15 protein-coding genes are annotated in these 13,945 nt (G+C 45.5%); 6 read left to right on the forward strand and 9 right to left on the reverse strand.

Going from position 1 to position 13,945, the window contains the following annotated elements:
* Positions 1-179: 179 nt before the first annotated feature.
* Entirely contained in the window at positions 180-830 is a 651-nt protein-coding gene (gene pyrE, locus V7Q33_RS20270) for an orotate phosphoribosyltransferase (RefSeq protein ID WP_331983993.1), read from the reverse strand.
* Between the two features lie 192 nt (positions 831-1,022).
* Between pyrE and V7Q33_RS20275 the strand changes: the two genes are divergently transcribed.
* Positions 1,023-1,709, forward strand: coding sequence for an NUDIX hydrolase (locus V7Q33_RS20275; RefSeq protein WP_331983995.1), 687 nt, complete (start codon positions 1,023-1,025; stop codon positions 1,707-1,709).
* A 38-nt stretch (positions 1,710-1,747) separates the two neighbouring features.
* Here the strand turns inward: V7Q33_RS20275 and coaD are convergent, their stop codons facing one another.
* The 3 genes from coaD to V7Q33_RS20290 all read right to left on the reverse strand — a co-directional run bounded on the left by coaD (position 1,748) and on the right by V7Q33_RS20290 (position 3,686).
* Positions 1,748-2,206, reverse strand: coding sequence for a pantetheine-phosphate adenylyltransferase (gene coaD / locus V7Q33_RS20280; protein ID WP_333821066.1), 459 nt, complete (start codon positions 2,204-2,206; stop codon positions 1,748-1,750).
* Positions 2,207-2,210: 4 nt separating this feature from the next.
* Positions 2,211-3,098: a DUF3822 family protein gene (locus V7Q33_RS20285; protein ID WP_331983997.1), complete on the reverse strand. Its 888-nt coding sequence runs from the start codon at positions 3,096-3,098 to the stop codon at positions 2,211-2,213.
* A 123-nt stretch (positions 3,099-3,221) separates the two neighbouring features.
* Positions 3,222-3,686 (reverse strand): NUDIX hydrolase, encoded by a 465-nt coding sequence (locus V7Q33_RS20290; protein ID WP_331983999.1) that lies wholly within the window; start codon positions 3,684-3,686, stop codon positions 3,222-3,224.
* A gap of 130 nt (positions 3,687-3,816) precedes the next feature.
* Here V7Q33_RS20290 and V7Q33_RS20295 point away from each other — a divergent pair, with 130 nt between their 5' ends.
* Positions 3,817-4,233 (forward strand): DUF1573 domain-containing protein, encoded by a 417-nt coding sequence (locus V7Q33_RS20295; RefSeq protein ID WP_331984001.1) that lies wholly within the window; start codon positions 3,817-3,819, stop codon positions 4,231-4,233.
* A 51-nt stretch (positions 4,234-4,284) separates the two neighbouring features.
* Here the strand turns inward: V7Q33_RS20295 and V7Q33_RS20300 are convergent, their stop codons facing one another.
* The gene (locus tag V7Q33_RS20300; RefSeq protein WP_333821067.1) at positions 4,285-4,659 is read right to left on the reverse strand and encodes a DUF423 domain-containing protein; all 375 of its coding nucleotides are present in this window, start codon (positions 4,657-4,659) and stop codon (positions 4,285-4,287) included.
* Positions 4,660-4,700: 41 nt separating this feature from the next.
* On the reverse strand, positions 4,701-5,375 hold the full coding sequence (locus tag V7Q33_RS20305; RefSeq protein WP_333821068.1) for a YggS family pyridoxal phosphate-dependent enzyme: 675 nt from the start codon (positions 5,373-5,375) through the stop codon (positions 4,701-4,703).
* 111 nt (positions 5,376-5,486) lie between these two features.
* On the opposite strand from V7Q33_RS20305, the gene V7Q33_RS20310 reads away from it, so the two are divergent.
* On the forward strand, positions 5,487-7,043 hold the full coding sequence (locus tag V7Q33_RS20310; protein ID WP_331984007.1) for a GH3 family domain-containing protein: 1,557 nt from the start codon (positions 5,487-5,489) through the stop codon (positions 7,041-7,043).
* A complete protein-coding gene (locus tag V7Q33_RS20315; RefSeq protein ID WP_331984009.1) occupies positions 7,027-7,656 on the forward strand; it encodes a LysE family translocator in 630 nt (209 codons plus the stop codon). The genes V7Q33_RS20310 and V7Q33_RS20315 overlap by 17 nt, the downstream gene beginning before the upstream one ends.
* Positions 7,657-7,877: 221 nt before the next feature.
* Here the strand turns inward: V7Q33_RS20315 and V7Q33_RS20320 are convergent, their stop codons facing one another.
* Genes V7Q33_RS20320 through V7Q33_RS20330 form a run of 3 tightly spaced genes read right to left on the reverse strand, consistent with a single transcriptional unit; the run spans position 7,878 to position 10,745 of the window.
* Complete coding sequence (locus V7Q33_RS20320) at positions 7,878-8,921, reverse strand: vWA domain-containing protein (RefSeq protein WP_331984011.1); 1,044 nt, start codon at positions 8,919-8,921, stop codon at positions 7,878-7,880.
* The gene (locus tag V7Q33_RS20325; RefSeq protein WP_333821069.1) at positions 8,914-9,870 is read right to left on the reverse strand and encodes a hypothetical protein; all 957 of its coding nucleotides are present in this window, start codon (positions 9,868-9,870) and stop codon (positions 8,914-8,916) included. Before V7Q33_RS20325 ends, V7Q33_RS20320 begins: the two co-directional genes overlap by 8 nt.
* Complete coding sequence (locus tag V7Q33_RS20330; protein WP_331984015.1) at positions 9,867-10,745, reverse strand: DUF58 domain-containing protein; 879 nt, start codon at positions 10,743-10,745, stop codon at positions 9,867-9,869. Before V7Q33_RS20330 ends, V7Q33_RS20325 begins: the two co-directional genes overlap by 4 nt.
* A 361-nt stretch (positions 10,746-11,106) precedes the next feature.
* Here V7Q33_RS20330 and V7Q33_RS20335 point away from each other — a divergent pair, with 361 nt between their 5' ends.
* Together V7Q33_RS20335 and V7Q33_RS20340 are read left to right on the forward strand one after the other, a co-directional pair.
* Positions 11,107-11,478: a DUF4296 domain-containing protein gene (locus V7Q33_RS20335; RefSeq protein ID WP_333821071.1), complete on the forward strand. Its 372-nt coding sequence runs from the start codon at positions 11,107-11,109 to the stop codon at positions 11,476-11,478.
* A gap of 4 nt (positions 11,479-11,482) precedes the next feature.
* Positions 11,483-13,849 carry an endonuclease MutS2 gene (locus V7Q33_RS20340; RefSeq protein ID WP_333821072.1) on the forward strand — a complete coding sequence of 789 codons (2,367 nt, stop codon included), beginning with the start codon at positions 11,483-11,485 and terminating at the stop codon, positions 13,847-13,849.
* Positions 13,850-13,945: the final 96 nt, after the last annotated feature.

Raw genomic sequence — 13,945 nt, forward strand, 5'->3', positions numbered from 1 at the left:
AGTGTTGATGTGTTTGAGTGTTGATGTGTTGAAGTAGGGGAATGTTAATTTACCCGTTATGAAACTATACATTTCCATTAGGGGATAACAATTAACGGCTACCATCTCATAGCTATAAGCTCAAAGCTCGCAGCTTTCTATATACCTCTCATCCAGCAGCTAGAAGCCTGCAGCCTTTCTCACGGTTTCCAGTTTGCAGGATCAACGCGCCATGCTTTGAGTGAGATCAGTTGGTCATCGTTTATATAGTTTTTGTCGAGTGCGTAATTGATCAGGTAGCTATAGTCGCTCAGGCTGATCAAAGAAGTGTTGGCTTCGTAGAAATTTCGTGTTGCGATATCAAAACCGTAGTTGAATATCGATACCATGCCCAATACGTTGAAGCCGGCTTCACGAAGTGCCTGTACAGCTTTGAGTGAGCTGCCTCCGGTAGATACGAGGTCTTCGATGACTACTACTTTTTGATCTTTTGTGATCTTTCCTTCGATCAGGTTTTCCATACCGTGATCTTTTGGTTTCGGACGGACATAGAGGAACGGAAGGTTCATCGCTTCCGCTACCAGTGCACCTTGCGCAATGCCTGCCGTAGCGACCCCTGCAATGGATTCAACCGAAAAGAAATTTTCTTTAATGGCTTGTATGAGACCTTCGCGAATGGAAGTGCGTACCTCCGGATAGGAGAGTGACAACCGGTTATCGCAATAGATCGGCGATTTCCATCCCGATGCCCATGTAAAAGGTTTTTGTGTATTGAGTTTAATAGCCTGGATTTGAAGCAGCATAGACGCTACTTTACCAGCGGTCTGTTCTTGTACTTTTAAGATTGGCATAGAACCGAAAGTTATCACTAAAATCTGTTCCTGCATAAAAGAAAATGCCGAAGCGTAGCGCAAGAAAGAATGTGTTGGCAAGCTTGAATCGATGATCGTATGTGTGGCAAGAAAAATCTTTTATAAACTCCTTGCCAGCTTCCAAATAATTTATTCTTTTGCGGCAAGGTGAGGGCGTAAAAATCGTATGGTATGATCATTTTCATTAACGACATTCCTGTCAGAATTCTAAAATCTACAGAGACGCCCGATGCAGGCCGTATTAATCACACGCTTGATGCTATACAAGCTCCCATCACGCAGGCATCGTTGATCCACCATGTATGGATCAAGAATGTAGGCGTTTATGATCTGGATGTGGTTCTCGGATTTATAGATTCAAAAGTACCCACGGGAGTTTTGTCGCTAACGCTGTCGGTTACGGATTATGATGCGATCAAGGCACATCTGCGAAGCAAATTCAAAGTGGTGAAAGCTGCCGGAGGTGTTATCCGCAAGAAAGACAAGTTCCTGATGATCTACCGCATGAAGAAGTGGGATCTGCCGAAAGGCAAAAAGGAAAAAGGCGAGCGCTACAAAGAAACGGCTGTACGCGAAGTAGAGGAGGAGTGCAACGTAAATGTGCGCCTGGGCAAAAAGATCTGTACCACATGGCATACCTATACCATGAATAAAAACGCGATGATCAAAAAGACGCGTTGGTACGTAATGGACCTGCTCGATGACTCACGCATGCAACCGGCCGTGGAAGAAGATATAGAGGAAGTGCGTTGGATGAATCGCAAGGAAGTATACCATGCTTTGGAGCATTCCTATAAATCCATTAACTACGTAATTGAAAAATATTACGAAATGGTAGAAGAGAAATCTACCAGGTGATCAATGCAGATATATCGGTTCGTTCCGGTATGTTTTTCCTAAAGTTTATACGGTAAGAACTGACTAACATCACCGCCATATTTGTGTACTTCGCGGATGATGGAAGAGCTGATCCATGCTAATTGAGGCGTGGTAATCAGGAAAACAGATTCCAGGTCGCCATAAAGTTTACGGTTTACCTGCGATATACTGTTCTCATACTCAAAGTCGGTGGTGTTGCGTAAGCCACGCAGCAAAAACTGGGCACCGTGCTTACGGGCAAATTCAGCCGTGAGCTCTGAGTAGGTTAATACTTTGATGTTGGGATATTTCTGAAACGCCATTTGGATCTTCTCAATCATCATGTCGATGGCAAAGTAGCGGTTGCTCTTGGCACTGTTATACCCGATGGCTACAATAATCTCATCGAATACCTGCAGCCCGCGAAGCACAATATCTTCATGACCCTTGGTAAAAGGATCGAACGATCCGGGAAAAAGGGCGATACGTTTGCTCATAGAGTTATTCCATCAGATGAATACTGTAAAGATCAAAGAAATGGTGATCCTGTATTTCATCGAATGAATAATTGAACGTTAAGTTTTCAGGGCGATTACCGAAGATCACGTTGCTGATATACTTGTATAGCTCGTGATAGTGTGGTGAATTTTTGCCGATATAGCCCCAGAGTATAACCTGACTGGTTTGCTGATCCATGTTGAGCGACTTCATGACCAGCATGATATACTTTACGTAATCGGAAAATTCCTTGATTGCAAACTGGTTGTAGTAAATCAGCTTGCCATCGCGGCACGAGAGTATATGTAACTTGAAACGGTCTACGTATATATATAGCGGATTGTCGTTGCGGGATAAAGATGCTTTCAGCGTTCCTTCGATCAGCGCTGCCGACTGGTGCGTGAAAACAGGCTGCTTGTTGGGATATAGCCCATCGAGCCAGTTCTTTAAATCTTTATTAACAGCAAATACCGTTACAGCCTGTGTGGCAGGGTTGGTAGTGCAAAGGAAATCTTCCTTCAGCGGATCGACATGGGCATTGAACTTGAGATAATCGGCCATGGATTCTTCGGCAAACAATGCCTGAGGCACCTGCACAAATTTCTGGCTTTTGAGCGATATCTTGATTTTTTTCCAGAAGCCGGCTTTTAGCAGCGCGTGCGAATCGAAAAGCTGATCGAGGAGGTATAGCAATTCTTCGTGCGAAGTAAGATTCGGTAAAACGAAATCTTCCAGCAGGAGCACCCGGTTGTCGTCCGGATCAATCACACATATTTGAAAGTCGCGCGTACCCAGATGAATCAGCAGATGATATTGATGAATGTACTCTTCATCAAAGCGTTCATCTCTTACTTTTTTGATGAGCTTATAGTTGAGCGTAGTCGTTTGCAAAGTAGTTCCAGTTTTTCCGCTTGTCAGTTATACCAAGGGCGAACCAAATGTATAGCCAAGGTTCTCTGCAATAATAAAGATTTTAGCGGGTAAATCACAAGGTGGAGGCTTCAGAAACGCGAATTAAAGCTTGTAGAACCCATTGAGGGTTCGGAGGTCGTTGGCGTCTTTCACCAGTTTAAAAATGCCGTGTACCTGATCCGGTGGCAAAGCGCGAATCTCTTCGATTGTGAAAAAAGCGGCACCCTGGATGAGCGGAAGCTCCGGATCTTTACCCGTCTGCAGATCGCCCGACAGGCGTGTGGCTTCAAAAAATAATTCGATAGCGTGCAGTGGCGACTGGATAAATTCGCAGCCGAAGATGAATTTGCCCGGCTTTACAATGAGGTTGGTTTCCTCCTGAAACTCACGCTTCAGGGCATCTTCCAGCGACTCACCTAATTCAACACCACCGCCCGGTGGAGCCCAGAAATCGCTTTCATTCAGAAATTTATGATTCACCATTAACAATTTATCCGTGTGCCAGCATAACCCGCAAACTCTTATCCTGACCCGGTTTCCATAAACTCTGGCGATTTCTGTGTCCATTCCGGTTACGTTATTGGTTAATTCATCTGTGCGTTTAAAGTCACAATTAAAGTCCGATATATGTCAGAAATTTCGTCTATTCTGGCAAAATTGTTGAGATGAAGTGTTTAAATTTGAAAAAAAATAAGGTATGAAGAAGTATTTGTTTTTAGTGGTTATGCTGGGATTGGTGGCAAGTGCTTTCGCCCAGGCACCCGTGTCAAAGGCTAAAGGTCCCGTTATCACATTTGAAAAGAAGACACATGACTTCGGTCAGATTGTTCAGGGTGATAAAGTTGAGCAGGTTTTCAAATTTACCAATACTGGTAATGAGCCGCTGATCATCACCAATGTTCAGGTTACCTGCGGATGTACAACGCCAAAAGGCTGGCCGCGCGATCCGATTCAACCCGGTGGCAAAGGCGAGATCACCATTGCATTCAACAGCGCTGGCAAGATCGGCCGTCAGGATAAAGTGGTTACTATTGTTTCCAATGCAGCCAACTCGGATGAAGCCAAAATATCTTTCACTACGCAAGTTGTAGAAAAGAAAGAACAGCCTCAATAAGCTGATCGCACAAGCATTCAAGTATTGAAATAAAGGTCTCGCACGAGACCTTTATTTTTTATATATACCTACCAACAGGAAGACCCACCCCATAATCAGGAACACTCCGCCAATGGGGGTGATGGGGCCCAGTAAGCTGAAGGATATAAAACTCAGCAGGTACAAACTGCCGCTGAACAGCACCGTACCGGTGAGCATACAAAATGAAGCGTATTGCAATTGCTTGTTGCTATACCAATGCTGTAAAATGCCCACGGCCAGCAAAGCCAGTGTGTGATAAAACTGGTAGCGCGTAGCCAGTTCATATACTTCTACTCTGCCGTTTTGCAGTAAAATGGGTTTCAGTGCATGTGCACCAAATGCACCCAGACCCACCGCTAAACCTCCCAGCACAGCAGCCGATAATAATGTGGTACGTTGATTCATATAGTTTATAGAACTGTTCAGGTGAAATATATACCGTTTATTTATGCCGGATAATTACGATGGCCAAATATAGCAGTGCCTACGCGAATCATTGTACTCCCTTCTTCCATGGCAATTTTATAATCGCTGCTCATGCCCATCGAGAGTTCTTTCATGGTAACTGACGGAGGTTGAGAAGCAGCTTTGAGTTTTTCGAAGAAGATTTTCAGGCTGCGAAACTCCTGGCGGATCTGTTCTTCATTCTGCGTAAAAGAAGCCATGCCCATAAGTCCTGTAATGCGGATGTTGGTTAACTTTCCGAATGCATCCGAAGCCAGCATTTCTGTTACCTCTTCTTCTGAAAAACCGAATTTCGTTTCTTCGGTGGCAATGTGCAGTTGCAAAAGACAGTTAATCGTACGGGATACTTTGATCGCCTGCCGGTTCACTTCCTCCAAAAGTTTGAGGCTATCAATAGAGTGTATGAGGTGAACAAAGGGAGCGATGTATTTCACTTTGTTACTTTGCAGGTGGCCGATGAGGTGCCACTGTATGTCTTTGGGAAGTGCTTCGTATTTAGGCACCAGCTCCTGTACTTTGTTCTCACCAAACACACGTTGCCCGGCATCGTACGCTTCGCGAATGGCTTCCACGGGTTGCGTTTTACTCACCGCAATCAACTGACAATTAGCTGTTAAATTGCTTCGAAAAGTTTCAAGGTTGGTCTGTATACTCATGCGTTTTATGGGTGCTGTGTGCCATGGATGCCTTCTTTGTTACATCGGCTTTGTGAATGGTTAATTCATTCCTATTTTTGGCATTTAAACCACCAAAGCTAACGCAAAAATATGGCGATCCTGGGTACGTTGCTGAAAAAAGGAATCCGGTTACGGGAAATGCTCGAGCAAGAGTATACTTCGCCATTCGACCTGCAAAAAAAAGAATTGAAAGAGCTGCTGATCGCGGCCAGTCAGACCGAGTTTGGCAAGCATTATAATTTTGCAGATATCCTGAGTGGTTTCCGTAAAGGCGACAAGGAATTTTATAAGCGTTATAAGAACCATGTACCCATTCATGCCTATAACAAAATGTATGGCGACTGGTGGAAGCTTGCGCAGAAAGGGGTGAAGAATGTATGCTGGCCCGGTCGTGTAAAATACTTTGCGCTCAGTTCCGGTACTTCAGAAGCTTCTTCCAAATATATACCGGTAACAAAGGACATGACGCAGGCTATTCGTAAAACGAGTATACGTCAGATCCTGACCCTTTCGAAATACGATCTTGCCCCCGAACTTTTTGAAGCAGGTATATTAATGCTGGGAGGCAGCACACACCTTAACCATAAAGGAAGTTTCTTTGAAGGTGACCTCAGCGGTATTCAGGCTGCACGCCTTCCATTCTGGTTCCAGCACTTCTACAAACCCGGGAAAAAAATAGCACGCACCCGTAACTGGGATGCCAAGCTGGACGAGATAGCACGCAAAGCGAATGAGTGGGACATCGGTATCATTGTAGGTGTACCGGCCTGGATACAGATACTCATGGAGAAAATCATCCAGTATCATAAGGTCAAGAACATTCACGATATATGGCCGAACCTGCGGGTATATGTGCACGGTGGCGTTTCGTTCGATCCATATAGAAAAGGATTTGAAAAACTTCTCGGCCGTCCTATATTTTACATTGAAACATACCTGGCATCAGAAGGCTTTATTGCGTTTCAGGCATACCCGAACAGACGTACTATGCGACTGGTATTGAACAATGGTATATTCTATGAGTTTGTACCTTTTGAAGCAAAGAACTTTGATGCCAATGGCGAGATCAGCTCCGATGCAGAAACGTTGATGATCGATGAAGTAGAAGAAGGAAAAGAGTATGCCATTCTGCTGTCGTCATGTGCAGGTGCGTGGCGTTACCTGATTGGCGATGTGATCAAATTTACTTCGCTCGAAGAAAGCGAGATTGTGATCACCGGCCGCACGAAACATTTCCTGAGTTTATGTGGAGAACACCTTTCGGTGGATAACATGAACAAAGCTATTGAACTTGTTGCTAACGACTTTAATATCAATATTCCGGAGTTTACCGTAGCGGGTATACCACACGGCTCGTTGTTTGCTCACCACTGGTTTATCGGTACCGATGATACGGTGGATGCAAAAGCACTGAAGGAAAAGATCGATCTGCACCTGAAAGAGCTGAATGATGACTATGCTGTGGAGCGAAGTGCTGCGTTGAAAGAAGTATTGGTAGATGTGCTGCCGGTAAAGACATTCTATAACTGGATGGAATCAAAAGGCAAGGTAGGAGGGCAGAATAAATTTCCACGCGTAATGAAAAACGCCCAGTTAGACGATTGGAAAAATTTCCTCCAAAATCATTCGAATGGATATCATTCTTAACGGAATCATTTCCGGTATTGTACTCGCATTTCTGATCGGGCCGGTTTTCTTTACGATCATTCAAACCAGTATTGAGCGCGGCTTTATGAGCGGTGTGTTTGTTGCTATGGGTGTTTCACTCAGCGATGCACTGTATATATTCGTATCGTATCTCGGGCTGGTGCAATTCATGCAGGCCGCCCATTTCAGGCACTACCTGGCCTATGGCGGAGGTATTGTGCTGCTGTTGTTCGGATTGTATTACCTGCTGGTAAAAAGTAAAAAGCTGGCGCACTACGATCCCAAAAAAATAGAAGCCCGCAGCTGGATCAGATTGGCAGCAAAAGGCTTTATCATCAATGGACTCAGCCCGATGGTATTATTTTTCTGGATAGCCACCGTAGGTGTTGCCACCACTCAGTTAGGATATAACACCAACCAGGAAGCTGCTATATTCTTCGCAACGATCGTCTGCACCGTATTTACTACCGATGTTATCAAAGCAAAACTTGCAGACCGCCTTCGCCTCATCATGACCCCCTCCGTAATTCGTGTGATGAATATTCTGCTGGGCATCGTACTGGTAATTTTTGCCGGAAGGCTTATTTTGTTTCCTGATAATATACCGCATTGAGAAATAGCTGCGAGTTTTGAGTTATGAGCTTTGAGAGGCTGCTGGCTTCTGGCCGCTAGCTGCTGGAAAATCCAGCGGAGTCAAAATAAGAGCTTACTGGCTGTGGGAAATGCAATAAGCCATTAAAGAAGACACTCAAGATATAGCAGTACAATTGTAGCATTTACAAATACCAGCCAGCAGCCTGCCGCCAGCGGCTAGTAGCTCTTCGAAGCTCACGGCTAATCCTGCAATACGTTTGTAACAAACGTAGACTTCAGCAGTAGCCACAGCAGGAACAATGCGATCGCCCACTGCAGGTATACCATGTAGTAATCGGAGGTGTCTTTGAAGCGTGTTTCTTTTATTTCGGCTTTTTCGTATTTGTCGATGCGCGAGAAGACTTGCTCCAGTGCTTTGTTATCGGTAGCGCGGAAAAACTGGCCGCCACCAATGTCGGCCATCTTGCGCATCGTCGTTTCATCAATCGTGTTCTCGATCATCTGCGGTCTTCCGAAGAAATCTTTGCCATAGGGAACCAGGCCTTCTTTACCCACTACAATGGTATAGATCTTTATACCGTAAGCACTGGCCAAATCGGCAGCGGTGATCGGATCTATATTTCCGGATGTATTTTCACCGTCACTTAGCAGAATACATACTTTTGATTTTGCCGTTGACTCGCTCATGCGGTTCGTCACCACAGCCATGGCACTACCAATGGCTGTGCCCTTGGTTTCAATCAACTCAAAAGTTATATCGTTGAGATAGGAGCGGAGCAGTTCGTAGTCGGTAGTGAGTGGCGACATGGAGAAGGCATCGCCGGCAAATACTACTAACCCGATACGATCCTGCACGCGACCGTTGATAAAGTTACGTGCTACTTCTTTGGCAGCTTCCAGCCGGTTCGGTGTAAAATCTTCAATCATCATCGACTGCGATATATCCAGCGCAATCATAATATCTATACCTTCTGTCCATTGCTCCACTTTTTCATTGGTCTTCTGCGGACGTGCCAGTCCCAGTAGTACAAGCATCAGTACAAACAGCAAAAGTAATTCCGGAAGGATGCGTATATAGTTTACCGGCGATGTATAAAAATCTTTTTGTGTAACCGCTACTGGCAATTTCTGGTTGAATTTATACCGCAGCAGCCAGCGAAGTATAAAGATGATAGGCGCTGCCATGAGCAGGTATAAAAAGACAGGATGCTCCCACGTAAACGAACGGAATGTAGAAGGTGTGAACCAGTCCGGAGAATACCACGCTAGAAAATCGTTATCCATGCTTTATCTCCTGTAGTTTTGAGTGGAACCGTTGATCGGCAACTGCTTTCAGACTCTCCAGTGGTTCAATCACATTAGCGGTGTGTCCATAGATCGCTCCATCAATCGTCTGAAGATTTTTGATCAGTCTGTCATCCTGAAAGAAATTGCGTGCCTCGCGGGTAGTAAGCTTGGTATAGGGGCGTGCCTCCAGTTGTTCCATATATAGTTTCCAGTGGGCCAGTGCGGCCTCGGTGGAAACAGATGAAAATGCATTCTGCAACGCCGTGAGTTCACGCGCATAACTTTCCTGGAATTTACGATGTGCTGCCACCATGTTCCGGATACGGAAATGCCTGCGGATCTTTTTACCGAATACAAACCAAACTACCGCTATAATGACCAGCAAGGCAGCCATCGCTGCTATAAATACCGGATAGTTAAATTGTCCTGGCACATCGTGATACGCTGTGCTGGCGCGCATTGGTAATTTATCAATGGCAATTGTATCTACTTTAAAATTTACCAATTGTGTTACCAGGATCGTGTCTTGTGCTGAACGATAGGTTACCGTGTCTTTATTGAGAAGTTGAAATACCGGCAAACTTAAATATTGCTGGCGATCGATCTCGAACGTGCTGATGCTATAGATAACACTGTCGTAGCTGATGCCGTCTTCGGTAGAAGTTGGCACATAGCGCTTGCTGTCGTATTCAAAAGGCTTGTAGTCGTAAGCAGAGTCGGGGAATACAATGTCCAACGCTTCAGGATAGTGCGCGGTAAGATAAAAGCGTATAGGCTTGCCGATGTAAAGACTGTCTTCAATAAATCCACCGGTAACTTTAACATTCGGTTTTTCGGCCGCTTGATTTTGTTGCGCATACGTGCACTGTGTTGCTGCCAGGCAACCGATGATAACAACAATGTATATATAGTAAATCCTGATATGCGGTACGATCGTTCCAATCATGTTGTCTTCAGGGATTTATTCCGTACTTTAAATAAACGCAGAAGTTTCGGCACATAGTCTTCTTCTGTATCCAGCGATATAAAATTGATCTCATGCTTGCGGCTAAAGCTTTGCAGTTCGGCTTTGCGTGCATCATGACGTTTGCCGATTTTCTCCCGGAAATCACCAAATGATGTATTGATCCAGAGTGTGCGGTTGCTCTCTTTATCAAGCACCGGTATAATGCCAAGCTTGGGTAAGCGCGTTTCCCGTTTGTCGCTTACATGAATCATTACCAGGTCATGACGTTTGGCCAGTGCCCGCAGGTTATCAAAATATCCATCATCGATAAAATCAGAAATCAGGATCACCACACTTCTACGCTTGATGGCATTCAACGCAAACGCTACAGCTTTTGATAAATTGGTTTTGTGCGATTTGGGCTGAAGATGTGCCAGCGTACTGATAATCTCATACGCCTGTGAGTGGCCCTTTACCGGTTTGAGATATTTTTCTTTCTGATCGGAGTAACAGATGAGCCCCACGTGGCTCGATTCTTTTACGGCTGATAACGTGAGTACACCGCAAATTTCCTTGGCAAGATCGGCCTTTGTTCTTCCCGGACTACCTATATCTTCTGATGCACTCACATCGAGTATAAAGAACACCGTTTGTTCTTTTTCTTCGCGGAAGGTCTTTACAAATGTACCGTGCCCTTTTGCCGAAACATTCCAGTGAATGGTTCGTACATCATCGCCGTATTGATAAGGGCGCACATCGTCAAACTCGAGACCCGTTCCTTTGAAGACGGAATGGAAATCCCCCTGCATCTGGCTATTGATGGCCTTGCGTATCTGGATCTCGAATCGCCGTAGTTTTTTTACCAGGTCTTTCATGTTGAAAATATGAAATTAGCTGTGAGCTGCTAGCTACATTATCAGTTATTAGTTACACGTTATTAGTTATCTGTGCTATTCTGTGAGTTCTGTGGGAAATAAATGCATTTTTGTTCCCACGGAACTCACAGAATAGCGCAGAAAAGTAAGTTATTCATTACCGGTTAATCGTTATCCGTTAGTAGAGACTCTTTTCGGATAACGATTAACCTGTAACTGATAACATTCCACGACTCCGGCAAAATTATTGTTACACATCCATGTGGCTTGACAGTTCGTGTATAACAATAACGGTCACCGCCAAAAATAGAACATTTATGATTATTTTGCCCAACCGTAGCCGGGAGATGTCCATTAAAAGATGACAAGAGGTTTTAAATATTATGCCATTGTAACAAGCGTGATGCTGGTAATGCTGGCGACTGGGGCGTGCTCCAGGAAGGAGCAGATACCTCAAGGTATACTATCGAAAGAAGTAATGGCGAGCACGATCTCGGAAGTATTGCAGGCTGAAGAGAAAGTGAATCACCTGCATTTGACCAACGACTCTGCCAAAAAGGTTTTCGCAGTGATGCGCGGCAAGATTTTCCAGAAGACTGGTATACCAGACTCTGTGTTCGAAAGGTCTATGAATTACTATATCGATCATCCCAAAGATTTGGAACTAATTTATACAGCGCTTGTTGATTCGCTGAATTTAAAAGAACAACGCGCGTCTGTTCGTCAGCAATAGTACAATGATTTACCCCAGTGAGTTTGAAGATAAGTTAGGCTTTGTTCAGATACGGCAAAAGCTGAAATCGTATTGCCTGTCCGATGCCGGAGCCGCATGGGTTGATCGCATGCGCTTCAGCTCTGAAGTCGATTTTATACGTGTATTACTGAAGCAGAACGTTGAGTTTCTGCAGATCATAGAAAAGGGAGAGCCCTTTCCCGCACGGCATTTTTTTGATCCCGCAGAATGGTTAGCGAAGATTACCCTCGAAGGCAATTGGCTGGAAGCAGAAGAGTTTCTCAACATGGCCTATTCGCTTGAAACGATTCTGGCCTGCAAAACTTTTCTGGGCAAAGCGCATGAGCTATACCCTGAGTTGTTCAAGCTGGCGGAACCTGTAACCGTAACGGCAGCGCTGGCCAAAACAATCTTCGAAAAGATTGACGACAAAGCACAAGTGCGCGATACGGCGAGTGCTGAGCTGGGGAAAATACGCAAGCGACTTCGTGAAGAACAAAGTCGGTTGAGAAAACTTGCCGAGCAGATATTCAGAACCGCTGTCGAAGAGAAGTGGGTGCCCGAAGGTGCGTTGCCTACCATTCGCGAGGGGCGCGTGGTGATACCGATTCAGGCTGAGCATAAACGCAAGCTCAAAGGATTTATACTCGATGAATCGGCTACCGGTCAAACCGTTTTCCTGGAGCCAACGGAGATGCTGGACGCCAACAACGAGATACGCGACCTGGAGCATTCCGAGAAGCGTGAGGTGGTGCGTATACTCACAGAGCTGACAAACGCATTCCGACAGGAATTGCCGGCATTAAAAACGGCATACCAGTTCCTGGCGCAAATCGATTTTATTCGTGCGAAAGCGAAGCTTTCCGTAGAGATACAGGCAGAACATCCCGTGATAGAAAAGCAACCCGAACTGGTGTGGTATACGGCCAAACATCCACTGCTATACCTGAGCCTGAAAGGTAAACGTGAGGTGGTGCCACTCAACATAGAGCTCGATCAGCAAGACCGCCTGCTGCTGGTTTCCGGACCGAATGCCGGTGGTAAATCGGTTTGCTTGAAGACGGTGGGATTGCTTCAATATATGGTACAATGCGGATTGCTGATACCGGTATCGGAGCGTTCGCGTGTCGGTATATTTCAGGATATATTGCTGGATATAGGCGATCAGCAATCCATAGAAAATGATTTGAGTACCTATAGCAGTCACCTGCGAAATATGAAGACGTTCATGCAATCGGCCAACAGCAGATCGCTGGTGCTGATGGATGAACTAGGTTCAGGTACCGATCCAAACTTTGGTGGCGCTATCGCACAGGCTATACTGGAAGAACTGCTGAAGAAACGCGTATGGGGTGTGGCGACTACGCACTACTATAATTTGAAATTGTTTGCAGGCCAGCGCCAGGGTATACGCAACGCTGCCATGCGCTTTGATGATATGAACCTGGAGCCGCTCTATGTACTTGACATTGGCAAACCGGGAAGCTCATTCGCGCTGGAGATCGCACGCAAGATTGGTTTGCCACAGCATACCTTGCAGGAAGCGGAGAAGCTTGTCGGTAAAGATTTGGCTGGCTTTGAGAAACTTGTTCGCTCGCTGGAGAAAGAAAAGCAGGCACTCAGCGAGAAGACGAAAAAAATGGAGCGGCAGGAGAGTGACTTGAAACAATCGCTCGCGCGCTATCAATCACTATCTGCAGACCTGGAGACGCGCAAGAAAGAGATCATCAACAAAGCGAAAGAAGAGGCTGCGAACCTTTTGAAAGATACGAACCGCGAGATCGAGAAGACGATCCGCCACATACGCGCCAACCAGGCGCATAAACAGGAAACGAAGAAAGTTCGCAAGAACCTGCAAGACCTGACGCAACGTGTGGAGGTGCAGCCAAAGAAAGAACCTGTGCGTACAGCAGAAACGTTGAAAGAAGGCGATCGTGTACGCATTATCGGGCAAGACAGCAGTGGTGTGATTCTGAGCATTCAGGGTAAAAATGCCACGGTACAGTTTGGTGAACTGAAGTCTGTTACCAAACTCGACAAGCTGGAGAAAATTACGGGTGCCATAGAGAAAGAAATGGCCACGCGACTTCGCACCTCCGGTATAAATGTATTCGAGAAGCGCTCCAACTTTAGCGATACACTCGATGTTCGCGGCAAACGTGTTGATGAAGTTATACCGCTGCTGGACCAGTTCATGGACACGGCTATACTCCTCGGCCAGGGTGAGCTAAAAATATTGCACGGCAAAGGTGAAGGTGTGCTGCGCAAAGTAGTACGCGACCACCTCAAGCGCTATAAAGAAGTGGCTTCTGCGAACGATGAACACGTAGAGCGCGGAGGCGATGGAATTACGGTAGTTGTTTTGAAATAGTTAGCCGTGAACAGTTACACGTTAATCGTTATCCGTTAATAGTGGTATCAGATGTTTCTGACACTCTCAATGCCAGTCGGTGGAAACACCTTGCTT

Origin of the sequence: Ohtaekwangia sp. (assembly GCF_036786105.1) — a bacterium.
Taxonomy (GTDB): Bacteria; Bacteroidota; Bacteroidia; order Cytophagales; family Cyclobacteriaceae; genus Ohtaekwangia.

What these genes read in the sequence shown, in the direction of transcription:
- pyrE (WP_331983993.1), bottom strand. Translation starts at nt 830, where the DNA reads ATGCCAATCTTAAAAGTACAAGAACAGACCGCTGGTAAAGTAGCGTCT.
- V7Q33_RS20275 (WP_331983995.1), top strand. Translation starts at nt 1,023, where the DNA reads ATGATCATTTTCATTAACGACATTCCTGTCAGAATTCTAAAATCTACA.
- coaD (WP_333821066.1), bottom strand. Translation starts at nt 2,206, where the DNA reads ATGAGCAAACGTATCGCCCTTTTTCCCGGATCGTTCGATCCTTTTACC.
- V7Q33_RS20290 (WP_331983999.1), bottom strand. Translation starts at nt 3,686, where the DNA reads ATGGACACAGAAATCGCCAGAGTTTATGGAAACCGGGTCAGGATAAGA.
- V7Q33_RS20295 (WP_331984001.1), top strand. Translation starts at nt 3,817, where the DNA reads ATGAAGAAGTATTTGTTTTTAGTGGTTATGCTGGGATTGGTGGCAAGT.
- V7Q33_RS20300 (WP_333821067.1), bottom strand. Translation starts at nt 4,659, where the DNA reads ATGAATCAACGTACCACATTATTATCGGCTGCTGTGCTGGGAGGTTTA.
- V7Q33_RS20305 (WP_333821068.1), bottom strand. Translation starts at nt 5,375, where the DNA reads ATGAGTATACAGACCAACCTTGAAACTTTTCGAAGCAATTTAACAGCT.
- V7Q33_RS20310 (WP_331984007.1), top strand. Translation starts at nt 5,487, where the DNA reads ATGGCGATCCTGGGTACGTTGCTGAAAAAAGGAATCCGGTTACGGGAA.
- V7Q33_RS20315 (WP_331984009.1), top strand. Translation starts at nt 7,027, where the DNA reads ATGGATATCATTCTTAACGGAATCATTTCCGGTATTGTACTCGCATTT.
- V7Q33_RS20320 (WP_331984011.1), bottom strand. Translation starts at nt 8,921, where the DNA reads ATGGATAACGATTTTCTAGCGTGGTATTCTCCGGACTGGTTCACACCT.
- V7Q33_RS20325 (WP_333821069.1), bottom strand. Translation starts at nt 9,870, where the DNA reads ATGATTGGAACGATCGTACCGCATATCAGGATTTACTATATATACATT.
- V7Q33_RS20330 (WP_331984015.1), bottom strand. Translation starts at nt 10,745, where the DNA reads ATGAAAGACCTGGTAAAAAAACTACGGCGATTCGAGATCCAGATACGC.
- V7Q33_RS20335 (WP_333821071.1), top strand. Translation starts at nt 11,107, where the DNA reads ATGACAAGAGGTTTTAAATATTATGCCATTGTAACAAGCGTGATGCTG.
- V7Q33_RS20340 (WP_333821072.1), top strand. Translation starts at nt 11,483, where the DNA reads ATGATTTACCCCAGTGAGTTTGAAGATAAGTTAGGCTTTGTTCAGATA.